This window comes from Bradyrhizobium sp. USDA 336, from assembly GCF_044908355.1.
GTDB classification, from domain to species: domain Bacteria; phylum Pseudomonadota; class Alphaproteobacteria; order Rhizobiales; family Xanthobacteraceae; genus Bradyrhizobium; species Bradyrhizobium yuanmingense.
In genome coordinates this window covers 6,879,779-6,896,616 of record NZ_JBIYDC010000002.1, presented here as the reverse complement: position 1 = coordinate 6,896,616, position 16,838 = coordinate 6,879,779, and the positions used below count along the sequence as shown (strand labels likewise).

At 65.5% G+C, this 16,838-nt stretch carries 15 protein-coding genes; 10 read left to right on the top strand and 5 right to left on the bottom strand.

Going from position 1 to position 16,838, the window contains the following annotated elements; all coding sequences use genetic code 11:
- The first annotated feature begins 139 nt into the window (after positions 1-139).
- On the top strand, positions 140-3,016 hold the full coding sequence (locus tag ABIA45_RS33290; protein WP_035998272.1) for an EAL domain-containing protein: 2,877 nt from the start codon (positions 140-142) through the stop codon (positions 3,014-3,016).
- Between the two features lie 271 nt (positions 3,017-3,287).
- Here ABIA45_RS33290 and ABIA45_RS33285 read toward each other — a convergent pair whose 3' ends face one another.
- Positions 3,288-3,551: a hypothetical protein gene (locus tag ABIA45_RS33285; RefSeq protein WP_035998268.1), complete on the bottom strand. Its 264-nt coding sequence runs from the start codon at positions 3,549-3,551 to the stop codon at positions 3,288-3,290.
- 143 nt (positions 3,552-3,694) lie between these two features.
- Between ABIA45_RS33285 and ABIA45_RS33280 the strand changes: the two genes are divergently transcribed.
- Positions 3,695-5,191 carry a diguanylate cyclase gene (locus tag ABIA45_RS33280; RefSeq protein WP_404545923.1) on the top strand — a complete coding sequence of 499 codons (1,497 nt, stop codon included), beginning with the start codon at positions 3,695-3,697 and terminating at the stop codon, positions 5,189-5,191.
- Between the two features lie 112 nt (positions 5,192-5,303).
- Here the strand turns inward: ABIA45_RS33280 and ABIA45_RS33275 are convergent, their stop codons facing one another.
- Positions 5,304-6,179 carry a UTP--glucose-1-phosphate uridylyltransferase gene (locus tag ABIA45_RS33275; protein WP_225111690.1) on the bottom strand — a complete coding sequence of 292 codons (876 nt, stop codon included), beginning with the start codon at positions 6,177-6,179 and terminating at the stop codon, positions 5,304-5,306.
- Positions 6,180-6,387: 208 nt separating this feature from the next.
- Between ABIA45_RS33275 and ABIA45_RS33270 the strand changes: the two genes are divergently transcribed.
- Together ABIA45_RS33270 and ABIA45_RS33265 are read left to right on the top strand one after the other, a co-directional pair.
- The gene (locus ABIA45_RS33270) at positions 6,388-7,770 is read left to right on the top strand and encodes a lytic murein transglycosylase (RefSeq protein ID WP_271543089.1); all 1,383 of its coding nucleotides are present in this window, start codon (positions 6,388-6,390) and stop codon (positions 7,768-7,770) included.
- A 170-nt stretch (positions 7,771-7,940) separates the two neighbouring features.
- Positions 7,941-9,650, top strand: coding sequence for a DUF459 domain-containing protein (locus ABIA45_RS33265; RefSeq protein WP_404654863.1), 1,710 nt, complete (start codon positions 7,941-7,943; stop codon positions 9,648-9,650).
- Positions 9,651-9,818: 168 nt separating this feature from the next.
- Here the strand turns inward: ABIA45_RS33265 and ABIA45_RS33260 are convergent, their stop codons facing one another.
- Positions 9,819-10,187 carry a CsbD family protein gene (locus tag ABIA45_RS33260; protein ID WP_128264255.1) on the bottom strand — a complete coding sequence of 123 codons (369 nt, stop codon included), beginning with the start codon at positions 10,185-10,187 and terminating at the stop codon, positions 9,819-9,821.
- A gap of 64 nt (positions 10,188-10,251) precedes the next feature.
- Positions 10,252-10,989: an SDR family NAD(P)-dependent oxidoreductase gene (locus ABIA45_RS33255; RefSeq protein ID WP_128264256.1), complete on the bottom strand. Its 738-nt coding sequence runs from the start codon at positions 10,987-10,989 to the stop codon at positions 10,252-10,254.
- A gap of 100 nt (positions 10,990-11,089) precedes the next feature.
- Between ABIA45_RS33255 and ABIA45_RS33250 the strand changes: the two genes are divergently transcribed.
- Positions 11,090-11,869, top strand: coding sequence for an SDR family NAD(P)-dependent oxidoreductase (locus tag ABIA45_RS33250; protein ID WP_157283729.1), 780 nt, complete (start codon positions 11,090-11,092; stop codon positions 11,867-11,869).
- Positions 11,870-11,965: 96 nt separating this feature from the next.
- The gene (locus tag ABIA45_RS33245; protein ID WP_271542864.1) at positions 11,966-12,853 is read left to right on the top strand and encodes a TauD/TfdA family dioxygenase; all 888 of its coding nucleotides are present in this window, start codon (positions 11,966-11,968) and stop codon (positions 12,851-12,853) included.
- 171 nt (positions 12,854-13,024) lie between these two features.
- Here the strand turns inward: ABIA45_RS33245 and ABIA45_RS33240 are convergent, their stop codons facing one another.
- Positions 13,025-13,669: a YqgE/AlgH family protein gene (locus ABIA45_RS33240; protein WP_036021679.1), complete on the bottom strand. Its 645-nt coding sequence runs from the start codon at positions 13,667-13,669 to the stop codon at positions 13,025-13,027.
- A 142-nt stretch (positions 13,670-13,811) separates the two neighbouring features.
- Between ABIA45_RS33240 and ABIA45_RS33235 the strand changes: the two genes are divergently transcribed.
- The 4 genes from ABIA45_RS33235 to ABIA45_RS33220 all read left to right on the top strand — a co-directional run bounded on the left by ABIA45_RS33235 (position 13,812) and on the right by ABIA45_RS33220 (position 16,814).
- On the top strand, positions 13,812-14,651 hold the full coding sequence (locus ABIA45_RS33235) for a protein-disulfide reductase DsbD domain-containing protein (RefSeq protein WP_404654862.1): 840 nt from the start codon (positions 13,812-13,814) through the stop codon (positions 14,649-14,651).
- 184 nt (positions 14,652-14,835) lie between these two features.
- Positions 14,836-16,203 carry a flippase gene (locus ABIA45_RS33230; RefSeq protein ID WP_404655792.1) on the top strand — a complete coding sequence of 456 codons (1,368 nt, stop codon included), beginning with the start codon at positions 14,836-14,838 and terminating at the stop codon, positions 16,201-16,203.
- 51 nt (positions 16,204-16,254) lie between these two features.
- Positions 16,255-16,491, top strand: a complete 237-nt coding sequence (locus ABIA45_RS33225) for a hypothetical protein (protein WP_404654861.1) — start codon at positions 16,255-16,257, stop codon at positions 16,489-16,491.
- On the top strand, positions 16,488-16,814 hold the full coding sequence (locus tag ABIA45_RS33220; protein WP_271542860.1) for a type II toxin-antitoxin system RelE/ParE family toxin: 327 nt from the start codon (positions 16,488-16,490) through the stop codon (positions 16,812-16,814). The genes ABIA45_RS33225 and ABIA45_RS33220 overlap by 4 nt, the downstream gene beginning before the upstream one ends.
- Positions 16,815-16,838 lie beyond the last annotated feature (24 nt).

Below are 16,838 nucleotides of genomic sequence, written 5' to 3'. Positions count from 1 at the left end.
AGGGCAAGCCGGAAACCCTTTGATTTTCCTCGCTTTCGTGGCATCTATCGCGACGCACCGAACCATATCGGTCCGGTCTGAATCGTCTTCTAGATTTGCCTTGCACTGACGAGTTTGCGTCGAACGCGGAGAACTGACCTTGCGTCTGATCAGGTGCCTCGCGCCCATCGCGCTGGGCCTCATGATTCTTGTCGCCGCGTATCCCGCGCGCGCGCTCGACGCCGTCAGCGTCCGTAGCGACGCGCCCGCGATCGACCTCACCGGCGTGCTCGAGCATCAGCGCAGCGATGCCGATCGTATCCAGGTCTCCACCGCACCCGGCACCGACGGCATCGTCCGCCGCATCGAGGTGCGCGCCCGCGAGGGCGGACAGAACTGGGTGGTGTTCGCGCTCGCCAACAACACCGACGACCAGCTCGACCGCCTGATCGTCGCTCCGCATTACCGCATCGTCTCCTCGGGATTGCTGTGGCCCGACCTCGGCCTGTCACGCATCGCGACCATCACGCCCTCGATCGGCGACCGCCCGGAACGGCAGGAAAGCGCCACCGCGGACGTGTTCCGCATCACGCTCGACCCCGGCGCCGTCGTCACCTTCGTTGCGGAGCTGCGCACCGACAAGCTGCCGCAGCTCTATCTGTGGGAGCCGGAAGCCTACAAGGACAAGGTCAACTCCTTCACGCTGTACCAGGGCATCGTGATCGGCATCTCCGGGTTGCTCGCGCTGGTGCTGACCATCCTGTTCGTGGTGAAGGGCAGCATCATGTTCCCGGCCGCGGCGGCGCTGGCCTGGGCGGTGCTGGTCTATATCGGCGTCGATTTCGGCTTCTGGGGCAAGGTGCTCGACATGTCGAACAACGCCGAGCGCATCTGGCGCGCGGCGGGCGAGGCGATCCTGGCGGCGACACTCCTGGTGTTCCTGTTCGCCTATCTCAATCTCAGCCGCTGGCACGTGCGCTATTCGCACATCACGGTCGGGTGGCTCGCGTTCCTCGGCTCGCTGGTCGCGCTCGCGCTGTTCGACCCGGCGGTGGCCTCCGGCATCGCACGCATCTCGCTGGTGCTGATCGCCTTCGCCGGCTTCGCGCTGATCGTCTATCTCTCCACCCACGGCTTCGACCGCGCCGTGCTCTTGATCCCGACCTGGTTCCTCCTGGTGGTCTGGGTGGTCGCGGCCGGCATGACGGTGGCGGGCTCGGTCACCAACGACATCGTCGGCCCTGCCCTGCTCGGCGGCCTCGTGCTGATCGTGATGCTGATCGGCTTCACGGTGATGCAGCACGCCTTTGCCGGCGGCGGTGCCAGCACGGGCGTCGTCTCCGACATCGAGCGGCGCGCTTTGGCGCTGGCCGGCTCCGGCGACCTGATCTGGGACTGGGACGTCTCCGCCGACAAGGTGTTCACCAGTCCCGAGACCGAAGCCCTGCTCGGGCTGAAGCGCGGCACGCTGGAAGGCCCGGCGGCGTCCTGGCTAGAGGTGCTGCATCCGCTCGACCAGGACCGTTTCCGCGCCGCGCTCGACAGCGTGCTCGACCAGCGCCGCGGCCGCCTGGTGCAGGATTTCCGTCTGCGCACGCCGGACGGTCATTTCATGTGGTTCGCGCTCAAGGCGCGCCCGGTGGTCGGCTCGGACGGCGAGGTCTCGCGCGTGGTGGGCACGCTGACCGACGTCACCGAGTTGCGCAACGCCGAGGAGCGCCTGCTGCACGATTCCGTGCATGACAATCTCACCGGCCTGCCCAACCGAAAACTGTTCATGGACCGGCTGGGCGCGGTCGCGCATTTCGCCAAGACCATGCCGACGCTGCGGCCGACGCTGATGGTGATCGACCTCGACCGCTTCAAGCAGGTCAACGATTCCGTCGGGATCGCGGTCGGAGATTCCATCCTGCTCACGCTGGCGCGCCGCCTCACCCGCATCCTGAAGCCGCAGGACACGCTGGCGCGGATGGCCGGCGACCAGTTCGGCCTGATCCTGCTGTCGGAGCAGGACCCGGCCCGCATCACCGCTTTCGCCGAGACCATCCGCAAGACCATCCGCGCGCCGATCGCCTTCAACGACCGCGAGATCTTCCTCACGGCGTCGATCGGCCTCGCGCTGTCCGATCCGCAAACCCAGCTCACGGACGAGATCATCAAGGACGCCGAGCTGGCGATGTATCACTCCAAGCGGATCGGCGGCGACCGCATCGACGTCTACAAGCCGGCGATGCGGGCGCGCAAGACCGACCGCCTGACCTTGGAGAGCGAATTGCGCCGCGCCATCGAGCGCCAGGAGATCACGATCCTGTACCAGCCGATCGTGCGGCTGGAGGATCGCTCCATCGCCGGCTTCGAGGCCCTGGCGCGCTGGGACCACCCGAAGCTCGGACGCATGGCGCCCTCGGAGTTCATCACCATCGCCGAAGAGACCGGGTTGATCGTCGACCTCGGCATGTTCGTGCTCGACCAGACCGCCAAGCAGCTTTCGGTGTGGCAGCGGGCGATGCGCTCGCGCGAGCCGATCTTCGCTTCCGTCAACGTCTCCTCGCGGCAGCTGCTGCGCCACGATTTGATCCACGATGTCCGTACCGTGCTGTCGCGCTCCTCGGTGGCGCGCGGCACGCTCAAGCTCGAGCTGACGGAATCGCTGGTGATGGAGAATCCGGAGCACGCGGCCCAGATGCTGACCCGGATCCGCGAGCTCGGCACCGGGCTGTCGCTCGACGATTTCGGCACCGGCCACTCCTCGCTGGCCTATCTGCAGCGCTTCCCGTTCGACACCATCAAGATCGACCAGTCGTTCGTGCGCACCACCAGCCGCGGCACCCGCCCCGTGATCCTGAAGTCGATCATCGCGCTCGCCCACGATCTCGGCATGGACGTCGTCGCCGAAGGCGCCGAGACCGATTCGGACGCCGTCGAGCTCTACCAGATGGGCTGCGAATACGCGCAAGGTTTTGCCTTCGGCGAGCCGATGGACGCGGACGCGGCGATGCGGCTGCTCACGGAAGTGCGGCTGGAAGCGGCGAGCTAGGCTCTCTTACCCTCTCTTGGAGGGCAGGGCGATCGCATATAGGCGAACTCGCCTGTGGCCATCCTTCGAGACGCCCGCCGTTGGCGGGCCCTCAGGATGAGGGCGGAGTTCGCGGCAACAGTTTCAACGAGCACTGACGGTAGATTAGCCTCATCCTGAGGAGGCGCGTAAGCGCCGTCTCGAAGGACGAGGCGTGCGCACCGGCGCCGCGACAAGTCATATGCGATCGCCCTGCCCTGGAGGGGGAGAGTGGACGGCGTGCCCTACGATACTATCGCCGCCGCTCGCCCTTCTGCTTCCTGAACCGTACGCTCTGGCCGTCCGGCATGCGCGTTGCCACGAAGCCGGCGGCGAGGCAGGCTTCGCGTTGCGGCATCTGGATGTCGGGGCTGCGCAGGCTGTCCCACCATGAGGCGCGCTGGGCCGCGCGCGGCAGCGCCGCGCCGATGATCTCCTCGATCTGCTCGAAGCTCAGCACGAGCTCCTCCTGCTTCTGCCGCAGCAGATAATCGCGCAACGCGTCGTAGTCGTTCACACTCGTCCTCTCGTCAGGGGCGATGTCAGGTTGCTCAAAACCGTCAGCCGCATAAACCGATTCTTAACTCATTGCGGCAGCGCCGTCGCGGCTTAAACACTACGCAAGCTTTCGGGCGCATCCACTATGGACAGGAGCGAACAATGTTCTCTGGATGGCGCGACGTTGCGGCCCGCCGGCCGTTGCGGATTTCGGCGAAGCTGCTGATCATCTCGTCCGTGGTGACGGTGATCGGCTTTTCCGCCATTTGCGTCAACGTCATGCTCGACATGCGCCGCGGCGAGGAGGCACTCGCCCGCCAGACGCTGGAGAACCTCGCGACCACGATCGAGTCCGACGTCAGCCGCAACGTCGAGATCTACGATTTGTCGCTGAAGGCGGTCGCCAGCAACATGCTGCTGCCCGAGCTGGCGACGGTCTCAAAGACGATCCGTCACCTGATCCTGTTCGACCACGCGACCACCGCCAAGCATTTCGGCGCCATCCAGGTGTTCGACGCCGAGGGCCGGCTGACCATCGATGCCTCCACGCTCGATCCCCTGCCCGAGGACCGCAGTGAGGAGGATTATTTCAGGGTTCACCGGGACAGTCCCGGCGCAGGCCTGTTCATCAGCCGTCCCATGCTGTTTCGCGGCGCCTACTCGATCGTGCTGAGCCGGCGCATCAGTGACGCTGACGGCGGCTTCATGGGCGTCGTCGCCGGCTCGATCCGCTTCAGCTATTTCCACGAGCTGTTCGATCGGCTCACCCTCGACCCTGAGGACACCATCACCGTGCTCAAGCGCGACCGCACCATCATCATGCGGCGACCGTTCGATCTCGACATCATCGGCACGAACCTGAACGACCGTCAGAACTGGAAGGCCGACAATCTCAGGGTCGGCGCCGCCTATTCGGGACAGGGCCCGGTCGATGCGACGCCGCGGCTCTATGTCCGCAGCAAGAACAATGGTCCGCTGTTCGTGGTCGCCGGCAAGCCTTTGGCCGCGGTGTTCGCACTCTGGCAAAGGGAGGCGCTCCGCATCGGCACCGTGGTGCTGGCGCTCATCCTGTTCGTGCTGGGATCGACCCTCGTGCTCGCGCGCGAGATCGGCCGGCGCGCCGAGGCCGAGCGCAAGCTCGAGGAGTTGGCGACGACCGACGCGCTCACGGGCCTGAAAAACCGCCGCAAGTTCGATTCCGTCATCGACGTCGAATGGCGACGCGCCATGCGCCAGAAGGCGCCGATCGCGCTGCTCATGATCGATACCGATCACTTCAAGGCCTACAACGACACGTTCGGCCATCAGGCCGGCGATCAGGTGCTGGTCGGCATCGCCATCTGCATTTCCGATTCGGTGAGCCGCGCCGGCGATTGCGCGGCGCGCTATGGCGGCGAGGAATTCGCCGTGCTGCTGCCGAACACCTCCTCCGCCGAGGCCTTCAAGGTGGCGGAGACGATCCGCCGCAAGGTGCAGGGCTGGTCCGACGAGCAAGCGACGTCGACGGTGTCCTGCGGCATCGCCAGCCTGGTCCCGGATGCCGGCATGGATTGGCCGATGCTGGTTGCCGCCGCCGACAAGGCGCTCTACGCCGCCAAGGCCGGCGGGCGCAACCAGTCGGTGGTGGCGAGCCTGCCGCAGCTGTCGCTGGTGGCGTGAGGCGGTCTCTCCCCGTCGTCATTGCGAGGAGCTCTTGCGACGAAACAATCCAGACTTCCTCAGCGGAAGGATTCTGGATTGCTTCGCTTCGCTCGCAATGACGAGCGGCCCGCTACTGCCCCAGATACTTCTTCATCTCCGCGACCAGGCCGTCGCGCAATTCCGGGCGCTTCAAGCCATAGGCGATGTTGGCGCGCAGGAAGCCGGGCTTGGAGCCGCAATCATGGCGCTCGCCTTCGAATTCGACGCCGTAGAATTTCTGCGTCTTGGCAAGCCCGATCATGGCGTCGGTGAGCTGGATCTCGCCGCCGGCGCCGCGCTCCTGGGTCTCCAGGATCTTGAAGATCTCGGGCTGCAGGATGTAGCGGCCGGTGATCGAAAGGTTGGAGGGCGCGGTGCCCTTGGCCGGCTTCTCGACCATGCCATCGACCTCGAACATCTTGCCGTTGCGCTTGCCGACGCCGCAGATGCCGTATTGATGGGTCAGGTGATCGGGCACCGCCTCGACCGCGATCAGGTTGGATTTCTCGCCGAGCGAGGACGCCATCTCGATCATCTGCTTCAGGCAGCCGGGCGTGTTGAGCACGAGTTCGTCCGGCAGCACGACGGCGAACGGCTCGTTGCCGACGATGTCGCGCGCGCACCAGACCGCGTGGCCGAGGCCGAGCGGCGCCTGCTGGCGGGTGAAGCTGACCGCGCCGGCTTCGGGCTGGTTCTGCGCCAGGATGTCCTGCTCCGCTTTCTTGCCGCGCGCGGCAAGCGTCGCGTCGAGCTCGAACATCCGGTCGAAATGATCCTCGATGACAGCCTTGTTGCGGCCGGTGACGAAGACGAAGTGCTCGATGCCGGCTTCCTTCGCCTCGTCATAGACGTATTGGATCAGCGGCTTGTCGACGATGGTCAGCATTTCCTTCGGCATCGCCTTGGTGGCAGGCAGAACGCGGGTGCCGAGGCCGGCGACGGGGAATACGGCTTTGCGAATCTTCATGGGATCGATCGAATACCTTGGGGGCACATGGGACGGGAGCAATGGCATCCTTGCTAGCCTGTTTGCAGCCGCCAACAAAGGCGGATGTGGGGCCTCGCCCCGACGGAGTTAAGAAAAAGGCCGCCACCAAAATTTCACCTTTGTTAAGCTATTGGCAACGCTAACCAGGCCTCCTGTGGCGGGTTTTTAGGCCGACGGGTGGAATATGATGCGATCAATGGCAGGACTGGCGAGACGGGCTGGCGGAGCAATCGTTGCGGCCGCTTTGCTGCTGCCGGCTGGCGCGCACGCCCAGGCGCAGAACGGCCTGTCCAACCTGTTCGGCGGCATCTTCTCGGGATCGAACCCGGCACCGGCGCAACCCACACCTGGCCCGAGCGGCGCGCCGACGGGTCCATTGCCGTGGAGCGGCGAGGATGGCGCCTCCGGCCATCCCTTGATGACGGCCGCCGCGATCCGCGAGGCTGCCGGCAATTTCGACAATTGCGTCGCTGCGATGTGGCCCGATGCCGCACGACGCGGCGTTACGCAGGAGAACTTTCAGCGCTTCACCGCCGGACTCTCGCCCGACCTGCGCATCATGGACCTCATGGATTCGCAGCCGGAATTCACCAAGTCGATCTGGGCCTATCTCGACATCCTGGTGAACGACAACCGCCTCGCCAAGGGCCGCGAGGTCCTCGCCAAATACAAGACGCAGTTCGACGCCACCGAAAAGGCCACCGGTGTCGACCGCTACATCATCGCCTCGATCTGGGGCATCGAGTCCAATTACTCGACGCAGATCGGCGATCGCAGCGTGCTGCAATCGACCGCGACGCTCGCCTGCATCGGCCGCCGCCAAGCCTATTTCAAGGACGAATTCCTCTCCGCGCTGGAGATCCTCAACCGCGGCGATTTGCGTCCGGAGCAGCTGCGCGGCTCCTGGGCCGGCGCCTTCGGCCCGACCCAGTTCATGCCGACCGCGTTCAAGCGCTTCGCGGTGGACGGCGACGGCGACGGCCGGCGCGACGTCGTCGACAATCCGACCGACCTGATCGCGTCGACCGCCAACAATCTGAAGAAGGACGGCTGGCAGCCCGGCCAGACCTGGGGCTACGAGGTCGTGGTGCCGCAAGGCTTCAACTACATGCTGGCCGACCGTGCCAAGGCGATGCCGATCGCGCATTGGGAGAAGCTCGGGCTCAAGCGTCCGAACAACCAGGCCTTCCCGCATCCTGCGGACAAGGCTTACCTGCTGGCACCCGCCGGCGCGCAGGGACCGGGCTTTTTGATGCTGCAGAATTACCGCGTCATCATGAAGTACAACCCGGCCGAGGCTTATGCGCTGGCGATCGGCCATTTCGCCGACCGGCTGCGCGGGGGACAGCCTTTCGTGCAGCCTTGGCCGCGGCAAGAGCGCGAGCTGTCCCGTACCGAACGGCTGGAGCTGCAGCAGCTGCTGGCTCAGCGCGGCTACTACAAGGGCACCCCGGACGGCCAATTCGGCGGCCTGACCAGGGAGGCCCTGCGTAATTTCCAGGCCTCGATCGGGGTCCCCGCCGACGGTTTTGCCTCCTCCGACGTGCTGGACCGGCTGCGCGGGCGGTAAAATCGCGCCTGAAGTAATCTTGAAGGGGGATTTTGGCTGATAGCCTTGACCGGGACTGGTGTTCCCCGGTCTATGGACAAGAATCTGAGATGGAATTTGCCCGTTTGGCGCCTGATTCCGTTATTATATTGAGCTAACTTCGATCCCCCATTGCGCGTGCCCGAGATCGCATGTCGAAGAAGTCCCTGTTCAAGGCGCTAACCGAGACCGGCCCGTTGATCGCGCTGGGGACGGCGCTTGCGATCCTGGTGTCGGTGGCGGCACCCGCTTCGGCGCAGTTCTTCAACTTCCCCGGCTTCGGCGGTCCGCCGCAGCGTTCGGCCCCACCACCGCCACCACGGGGCGGCGGAGGTGGCGGCTGGTTCGGCGGCGACTTCTTCTCACCATTCCAGCCACCGCCGCAGGCGCCGCGCCAGGATTTTTCGCGCGCGCCGGCACCGGCCAAGCGCGACACGATTCCCGAGAAGAACGTGCTGGTGATCGGCGATGCCATGGCCGACTGGCTCGCCTATGGCCTAGAAGACGCCTACGCCGAGCAGCCCGACATGGGCGTGATCCGCAAGCACAAGACCACGTCCGGCCTGATCAGGTATCAGCCCAAGGGCGAGCCCGCGGACTGGGCCGCGGCGGCCAAGGGCATTCTCGAGACAGAGAAGCCGGACGTGATCGTCGTCATGCTCGGCCTCAACGACCGCGTCGCGATCCGCGAGCCGGCCGCCGACAAACCCGACAAGCAGGCCGCGGAAAAGGACAAGGACAAGAAGAACGACAAGGGTGCGCGCGCCAAGCCGCCTGGCAAGCCGGGCGACGCCAAACCCGGCGACAGCGCCGCCAAGCCGGACGACAAGCCTGCCGATGCCGACCTGCCGCAGGACGACGCCGACAATTCCGACACGCCGGCGGCCGCCCCGGAAAAGACCGCGCGCAATCCGAACGGCCTCTACGAATTCCGTGACGAGCGCTGGGTCGAGCTCTACGGCAAGAAGATCGAGGAGCTCGCGGCCGTCCTCAAAACCAAGGGCGTGCCGGTGCTCTGGGTCGGCCTGCCCGCGGTCCGCGGACCGAAGGGCACCGCGGACACGCTGTTCCTGGATTCGCTGTACCGTGAAGGCGCGGCCAAGGCCGGCATCACCTATGTCGACGTCTGGGACGGCTTCGTCGACGAAGCCGGCCGCTTCCTGCAGAAGGGCCCGGACTTCGAAGGCCAGATCCGCCAGCTGCGCAGCTCCGACGGCATCTATTTCACCAAGGCCGGCGCGCGCAAGCTCGCGCATTATGTCGAGCGCGAGATCACGCGCCTGCTTGCCGGACGCTCCGGCCCGATCGCGCTGCCGAGCGAGCCCGCGACGCCCGACACCAGCGCCGAGCCGGGCAAGCCTGCGCCGCGGCCGCTGGCCGGGCCGATCGTGCCGCTGGTTGCAGCCTCGATCTCGACCGATCAATTGCTGGGCGGACCGGGCACGCGTCCCGCCGCCGTCGATGCGCTCGCCGCCAAGACGATGGTGAAGGGTGAGCCGCTGGCAGCTCCTGCCGGCCGCGCCGACGATTATGCCTGGCCGCGCCGGGAAGTCGGCCGCGAGCAGGCCAAGGGCGATACGCCGATGGCGGCAACGACGCCGGACGGCGGGGCGGCTCAGGGCGCACCGGGCGCGGCCGCTGCAATCGCGCCGCCAAAGCTCGCGCCGAAGAAGCCGCAGGTCGCCCCGCAACTGCCGGCCCAGGCAACGCCCACATTCCGTGATTTCTTCGGCTTCGGCTCGCCGCAGCCCCCGCCGCCGCGCCAAATGGCGCCGCCGCCCGGGCCGCGCAATCCGAATCCCAATCCTGGGATCCCGCGTCCGCCGGCTAACGTCGGCCGTTCCGCCGAGATGTTCCGGTAAGGTAAGATCTCGTGTCCCGGACGCGACGCAGCACCTTCTGGTGATGCGGCGCAGAGCCGAGACCCAATTCGTGCGGCATTCAGAAAAGATGGCCCCGGCTCAGCGATGCAGCGTCTCACGCTGCATCGCTGAGCCGGGGCACGCGTGACAGGCGTTCGGCAACTAGCCCTAATAGCGCCAGCGTGACGGCGGGCGGCGGGCGGGACGCGACATCAGCAGCGCCAGCGCGAAGCCGATGCCGCCGGCAACCAGCAGCGCGCCGAGCGGATTGTCCTGCACCTTCTGCGCAATGGCCTTCGAGCCGTCGCGGAAAGTCTCACCACTGTTCTCGTAGGCGTCCTTGGCATAGCCCGCGGCGGTGTCCGTGGCGTCGCGCACGGCATCCTTGGCCTGGCCGTAGAGATTCTGCACCGTGCCCGCGGCTTCCCGCGCCTTGCCCGACGCCTGCGTCTTGGCATCGCCTGCCATGTCTCCGATCGCGCCTTCCGCGCGTCCGGCATATTCCTTCGCCGATCCAACAATCCGATCCGTGTCCATGATGATCCTCCTCGGTGGTCAGCCGAAGTAACCGATCAGACGCAGCGCGGTTCCTTAGGCTCTCCTATAGAATCAGGCCACCATCGACGACCAGCGTCTGGCCGATGATGTAGGACGACAGCGGCGAGGCCAGGAACAGCGCCGCGCCCGCCATGTCGGCCGGCGTGCCCAATCGCCGCAGCGGGATGCGCGCGAGCGCGCCTTCGAGCCGCTTCGGATTGTCGGTCGTCACCTTCGTCATCTTGGTGTCGACGAGCCCTGGCGCGATGCCGTTGACGCGGATGCCGTCCTCGGCCCAGGCCTCGCCCAGCGTGCGCGTCAATCCGACCGCACCGGTCTTCGAGGCGTTGTAGGCCGGATTGCCCATGGTGGAATGATAGGCCGCGGTCGAGGACACGATGATCAGCGCGCCCTTCGCGTCCCGCAACATGGAATGAAAGCGCGTCGCGCAGGCCATCAGGCTCATCAGATTGACCTCGACGACCTTGCGGAAACCCGCCATCTCGAATTCGCCGCGGCGGTAGATCACCGCGCCCTGCGCGAGCACCAGGATGTCGAGACGGTCGAACGGCGGCCTGAATGCTTCGATGGCATTGGGATTGCTGACGTCGAGCTGCGCGTAAGCAAGACCTTCGAGATCGGAGCCTTCGTCGGCTGAATATTCCGTTGCGCGAGCACGCGTGCCGCAGACGGCAACAGCTGCGCCCTTGGCGCGAAAGGCCTGCGCGATGCCGTTGCCGATGCCGCTGGAACCGCCGACCACCAGCACCTGCTTGCCTGAGAAATCGAGCTCGTTTGCCATTGTCGGCCTCCCCTTTTGTTTTCTGCTTGTTTGACCTGTCTGCGGATCGATGCCAGCCTTGTCAATCACAACAAGAACCAGCTCGGCGCGAGGGAACAGCATGTCCGACGTCAGGGAGCTCAGCCGGTCCGTGAAGGGGCTCACCGTACTCGTCACTGGCGCAGCCAGCGGCATGGGGCGCGCCACTGCGCGTGTGTTCGGAAACGAAGGTGCGAACGTCGCCGTCACGGATTTCGACGAGCAAGGCGCGCAGGACGTCGCCAGGGAGATTGCGGCAAGCGGTGGCGCGGCAAGGGCGTGGAAGCTCGACGTCGCCGACGGCGGCGAGATCAAGCGCGTGGTCGGCGACGTCGCCGCGCATTTCGGCGGCCTCGACATCGTCGTCAACAATGCCGGCATCTCGTTGCGCGTCGCGATCGACGATGAGGGCTTTGAGGATGCCTGGGCGAAGGGCATCGCCGTGATGCTGACGGCGCACCCACGCATCATCCGCGCCGCGCTGCCCTACTTACGCAAGTCGAAGAGCCCGCGCATCGTCAACATCGCCTCGACCGAGGCGCTCGGCGCCACCGCATTGCACAGCCCGTATTCGGCCGCGAAGGGCGGCGTCGTGAGCCTCACCCGCTCGCTGGCGGTGGAGCTCGGCCGTGAGGGCATCACCGTCAACTGCATCTGCCCCGGACCGATCCGCACGGGAATCACCGACCGCATCCCGGAGGAGCACAAGACCATCTACGCCAAGCGCCGCACCGCACTCGGCCGTTATGGCGACCCTGAAGAGGTCGCGCATATGACGCTGAGCCTGTGCCTGCCGGCGGCGTCCTTCCTCACCGGCGCGGTGATCCCGGTCGATGGCGGGCTGATGGCGCGGAACGCGTGAGAGGCATGCGCGCGGCGCGTTGACATCGCCGGATGCGGGAGTCATTTTTTCCACAAACAGAGCGGGGAAACCGCTCGTAGATGCGGGAGGAACGCAATGACCATCGCCATCCGGCAGCTTCAGAAGCATTTCGTCGGCGAGGTGTCCGGCCTCGACTTGCGCAAGGCGCTCACGCCGGATCAGGCGCGCGAGATCGAGGCTGCCATGGACAAATACGCGGTGCTCGTCTTCCACGATCAGGACATCACCGACGAGCAGCAGATGGCGTTCGCGCTGAATTTCGGCCAGCGGGAGGAGGTGCGCGGCGGCAACATCACCAAGGCGGACGAGTACCGCCTCACCTCGGGTCTGAACGACGTCTCCAATCTCGGCAAGGACGGCAAGCCGCTGCCCAAGGACAGCCGCGCCAATCTGTTCAACCTCGGCAATTGCCTGTGGCACTCGGACAGCTCGTTCCGGCCTATCCCCGCAAAGTTCTCGCTGCTGTCGGCGCGGGTGGTGAACCCGAAGGGCGGCAACACCGAGTTCGCCGACATGCGCGCGGCCTATGACGCGCTCGACGATGAGACCAAGGCGGAGATCGAGGATCTCGTCTGCGAGCATTCGCTGATGTATTCGCGGGGATCGCTCGGCTTCACCGAATACACCGACGAAGAGAAGGAGATGTTCAAGCCGGTGCTGCAACGGCTGGTGCGCACGCACCCCGTGCACCGCCGCAAGTCGCTGTATCTGTCATCGCATGCCGGCAAGGTCGTCGGCATGAGCGTGCCCGAGGGGCGGCTGCTGCTGCGCGATCTGAACGAGCACGCCACGCAACCCGAGTTCGTCTACGTGCACAAATGGAAGCTGCATGACCTCGTGATGTGGGACAACCGCCAGACCATGCACCGCGTCCGCCGCTACGACCAGTCCCAGCCCCGCGACATGCGCCGCGCGACGGTGGCGGGGACGGAGCCCACGGTGCAGCAGCAGGCCGCGGAGTAGGCGCCGCACAGCTCCGCTCAGCAAATGGTGTCATCGCCCGGCTTGACCGGGCGATCCAGTATTCCGTGATGGTCGTGATCGAAACGATAGGCTGCGGCGTACTGGATGCCCCGGTCAAGCCGGGGCATGACAGCGGAGAGGATGTACGACATCGGAAGGATGCCACACCCCCTACGCGTGCCCGGCCTCGTTCGAGAGCATGCCGGGGTCGATGCCGATCTTCTGCAAAGCACGGTTGTACTTGTCGTCGACGTCGTCGCCGAAAATCAGATCCGCGTCCGCGTCGCAATGCAGCCAGCCGTTGCTCTGGATCTCCGTCTCGAGCTGGCCCGGCGCCCAGCCGGCATAGCCGAGCGCGAGGATGGCGTGCTTGGGGCCGGAGCCGTTGGCGATGGCGCGCAGAATGTCGACCGTCGCGGTCAGGCAGACGCCGTCATCGATCCGCAGCGTGGCGTTCTCGATGTAGAAGTCGCTGGAATGCAGTACGAAGCCGCGCCCGGTGTCGACCGGCCCGCCCCGCAGCACCTTCATGCTTTCGGCGTTCTCCGGCAGCTTGATGTGCTCGCCCTTCTTGATGATGCCGAGCTGCTGCAAGAGCTCGGGGAAGTCGATGCTGCCGGCGGGATGGTTCACGATGATGCCCATCGCCCCCTCCGCCGAATGGGCGCAGAGATAGATCACCGAGCGCTCGAAGCGGGAATCGCCCATCACGGGCATTGCGATCAGGAGCCGGCCGTCGAGATAGCCGCCGGAACTGGGCAGCGCGGCGCCCGAGCTGCGGGTGCTTTCGCCCGTCCTCTTGCCTGTGGGAGCCATCGCTCGAGCACTCCGGTTTCAATTCCTATCCTGATGTCGGGCCGGGCGGCTGTCAAATCAAGGCTTGCGGCGACTTGATTCGAGTGCATCCATCACAAGCAATTCAATGGTTTGGCCCTGGGCGACCCTGTAAAGACGTGCCATGTCCAGCATTGTTCCCCTGCGTGCGGCGATTGGCGTCGCGACAACCCTGCTCGCGTCGTCGTTGGCCCTCGCGGCCCGTGCCGATGACGCCTCGCCCTGGCAGCGCGATGGACATTCCGCGGTGCGGTTACTCGCGGGATCGCGCAGCGGCGCGGTGCTGCTCGGCGGTATCGCCTTCCAGCTGCAGCCCGGCTGGAAGACCTATTGGCGGTCGCCTGGCGATTCCGGCGTTCCACCCCGGTTCGACTTCTCCAAGTCCGACAATGTCGAAGCGGTGACGGTGATGTGGCCGGCACCGCTGAAGTTCGACGACGGCGCGGGCGGCCATTCGATCGGCTATCGCGACCAGGTGGTGCTGCCCCTGCGCATCGTCGCCAAGGCTGCGGACAAGCCGGTGACCTTGCGCGCCGAGATCAACTACGCGGTCTGCGAGAAGCTCTGCATTCCCGTGGAGGCCAGCGCCGAGCTGGGTTTCAACAGCGTCGCCTCGACCGAGGATGCGAACTTGCGTGCCGCGCTCGACACCGTGCCGAAGCCCGCCAATATCGGCGATCCCAATCCGCTCACCATTCGTGACGTCAAGCGTGACGGGCCCAAGAACGTGGTGGTCGACGTGGTGGCGCCGGACAGAAGCAACGTCAATCTGTTCGTGGAAGGCCCGACACCCGATTGGGCGCTGCCGATTCCGGCGCCGGTGCAGCACGGCGCGTCGGGAGTCGTGCGCTTCTCGTTCGAGCTCGACGGGCTGCCGCCGGGTGCCAAGCCCGAGGGCGCCGCACTGAAGTTCACGCTGGTCGGGCCGGAGAAGGCGTACGAGTTCAACACGAATTTGGAGTGAGGCCGGACGGCGCGAGTGAGTTGCACTGCTGCCGTTCCACTTTCAGCTGTGGTCCCGGATCGGCGCGCGCTTGAGGCGCGCTTGTCCGGGACGACACCGAGCATTGAATAGCTGCCCAACCGAATCTTAACGAATGGTTGCTAATCCCACGCCTGCCGCTGCAGGTCGCTAGGGATTGTTCGAATTGGCCGTGATGGACGCACCACCCGCAACGACCGGACCGGCCGGGCTGGTCGCGCGGCTGCGCGCCAAGCTCGCGGGCGGATCGAGCGAGGCGTCGCTGACCCGGCGGCTCGCCGGCACCATCTTCATCATTCGCGTCATCAGCGCCGGCCTCGCTTATGTCTCGCAGGTGTTGCTCGCGCGCTGGATGGGCACGTCCGATTACGGCATCTACGTCTATGTCTGGACCTGGGTGCTGCTGCTCGGCAGCATGATGGATTTCGGCATCTCGGCCTCCGCGCAAAAAATCATTCCGGAGTACCGCGCCAGCGGCGCGCACGCGCTGCTGCGCGGCTTCCTGTCCGGCAGCCGCTGGCTGACCTTTGCCGTGTCCACGCTGGTGTCGCTCGGCCTTGCCGGCATCGTCAAATTGCTGTCGCCCTGGATCGATCCGGCCGAGGTGCTGCCGCTTTATATCGGCTGCATGACGCTGCCCGCTTTCGTCGTCGCGAACACCCAGGACGGCATCGCGCGCTCGCACGACTGGATGCAACTCGGCCTGATGCCGCAATTCATCATCCGTCAGGCGCTGATCATCGGCATCACGGCGCTCGCCTTCCTGCTCGGCTATCACCTCGGCGCGGTCGCCGCGATGGTGGCAAGCCTTTGCGCGGTATGGATCGCAATGGCCGGGCAGATGGTGGTGCTGAACCGCAAGCTCGCCGATCACATCACACCGGGACCGAAGGCCTATGACGTCAAGGGCTGGCTCGCCGTCTCGCTACCGATCCTGCTGGTCGAGAGCTTCTACCTGCTCCTGTCCTACACCGACGTGCTGGTGCTGCAGCAATTCCGTCCCTCGGACGAGGTCGGCGTCTATTTCGCCGTGGTGAAGACGCTGGCGCTGGTCTCGTTCATCCACTACGCGATGTCAGCCACGACGGCACACCGCTTCGCCGAATACTATGCCAGCGGCGACAAGGCGCGCCTGTCGGCCTACGTCGCGCATGCCATCACCTGGACGTTCTGGCCGTCGCTGGCCGCGACCATCGTGCTGCTCGCGCTCGGCAAGCCGCTGCTCTGGCTGTTCGGACCACAATTCGTGATCGGCTACGACATCATGTTTGTGGCCGCGATCGGCCTCGTGGTGCGCGCCGCGATCGGCCCGGTGGAGCGCCTGCTCAACATGCTCGGCCAGCAGAAGATCTGCGCGCTCGCCTATGCGCTGGCCTTCGTGATGAACCTAGTGCTCTGCATCGCGCTGGTCCCGCGCTACGGCGGCCATGGCGCGGCGGCCGCGACCTCGATCTCCCTCACCTTCGAGACGGTGCTGCTGTTCTGGATCGTGCGGCAGCGGCTCGGGCTGCACGTGCTGGCGTTCGGACGTTAGCCATCAGCTTGAGATGATTGGAAAGCTCTTCGGCACCTGATATAGTCGGGTATGGCTGCAAGCGATCTGCGAGATCTTCTGGAACGTGCCCAGACTTGGCCCGAAGAGGCCCAGAACGAGCTGGTTGCGATTGCCAGCGAAATCGAGAGCGAACTGCTCGGCGGCGAGTATGTTGCGACGCAGGAAGAGCTGCGAAGTATCGACGCTGCGTTAGCCTCCATAGATCGCGGCGAGTTCGCTTCGGATGCCGAGGTCGCAGAAGTCTTCGCGAAATTCAGGCGCGGATGAAGGTCGTCTGGTCCCGAGAGGCGCTTGCTGACCTCGAAAACATTGCAACCTATTATGCCAGCAACGCCAGCCCAGCGATCGCCGATGCCATAGGACGAAGATTTGCGGATGTTATCGAGCGCGTCCGGGGTGCGCCTTTCTCATCGCCACGGGTCACACAACGTTCCCAAGTCCGCGTGGTAACGGTCGTCCGCTATCCATTTCGGATATTTTACCGTGTCAGTGGCGAGTTCGTTCATATCGTCCATATCCGCCACACGTCGCGGCGGCCCCTTGCCGGACTGAACGAACCGGAAAGCCAATATGGTTCGCCTCGGACCTGAGAACGGCTGGTTCGCAGAAGGCGC

What these genes read in the sequence shown, in the direction of transcription:
- ABIA45_RS33280 (WP_404545923.1), top strand. Translation starts at nt 3,695, where the DNA reads ATGTTCTCTGGATGGCGCGACGTTGCGGCCCGCCGGCCGTTGCGGATT.
- ABIA45_RS33275 (WP_225111690.1), bottom strand. Translation starts at nt 6,179, where the DNA reads ATGAAGATTCGCAAAGCCGTATTCCCCGTCGCCGGCCTCGGCACCCGC.
- ABIA45_RS33270 (WP_271543089.1), top strand. Translation starts at nt 6,388, where the DNA reads ATGCGATCAATGGCAGGACTGGCGAGACGGGCTGGCGGAGCAATCGTT.
- ABIA45_RS33265 (WP_404654863.1), top strand. Translation starts at nt 7,941, where the DNA reads ATGTCGAAGAAGTCCCTGTTCAAGGCGCTAACCGAGACCGGCCCGTTG.
- ABIA45_RS33260 (WP_128264255.1), bottom strand. Translation starts at nt 10,187, where the DNA reads ATGGACACGGATCGGATTGTTGGATCGGCGAAGGAATATGCCGGACGC.
- ABIA45_RS33255 (WP_128264256.1), bottom strand. Translation starts at nt 10,989, where the DNA reads ATGGCAAACGAGCTCGATTTCTCAGGCAAGCAGGTGCTGGTGGTCGGC.
- ABIA45_RS33250 (WP_157283729.1), top strand. Translation starts at nt 11,090, where the DNA reads ATGTCCGACGTCAGGGAGCTCAGCCGGTCCGTGAAGGGGCTCACCGTA.
- ABIA45_RS33245 (WP_271542864.1), top strand. Translation starts at nt 11,966, where the DNA reads ATGACCATCGCCATCCGGCAGCTTCAGAAGCATTTCGTCGGCGAGGTG.
- ABIA45_RS33240 (WP_036021679.1), bottom strand. Translation starts at nt 13,669, where the DNA reads ATGGCTCCCACAGGCAAGAGGACGGGCGAAAGCACCCGCAGCTCGGGC.
- ABIA45_RS33235 (WP_404654862.1), top strand. Translation starts at nt 13,812, where the DNA reads ATGTCCAGCATTGTTCCCCTGCGTGCGGCGATTGGCGTCGCGACAACC.
- ABIA45_RS33225 (WP_404654861.1), top strand. Translation starts at nt 16,255, where the DNA reads ATGGCTGCAAGCGATCTGCGAGATCTTCTGGAACGTGCCCAGACTTGG.
- ABIA45_RS33220 (WP_271542860.1), top strand. Translation starts at nt 16,488, where the DNA reads ATGAAGGTCGTCTGGTCCCGAGAGGCGCTTGCTGACCTCGAAAACATT.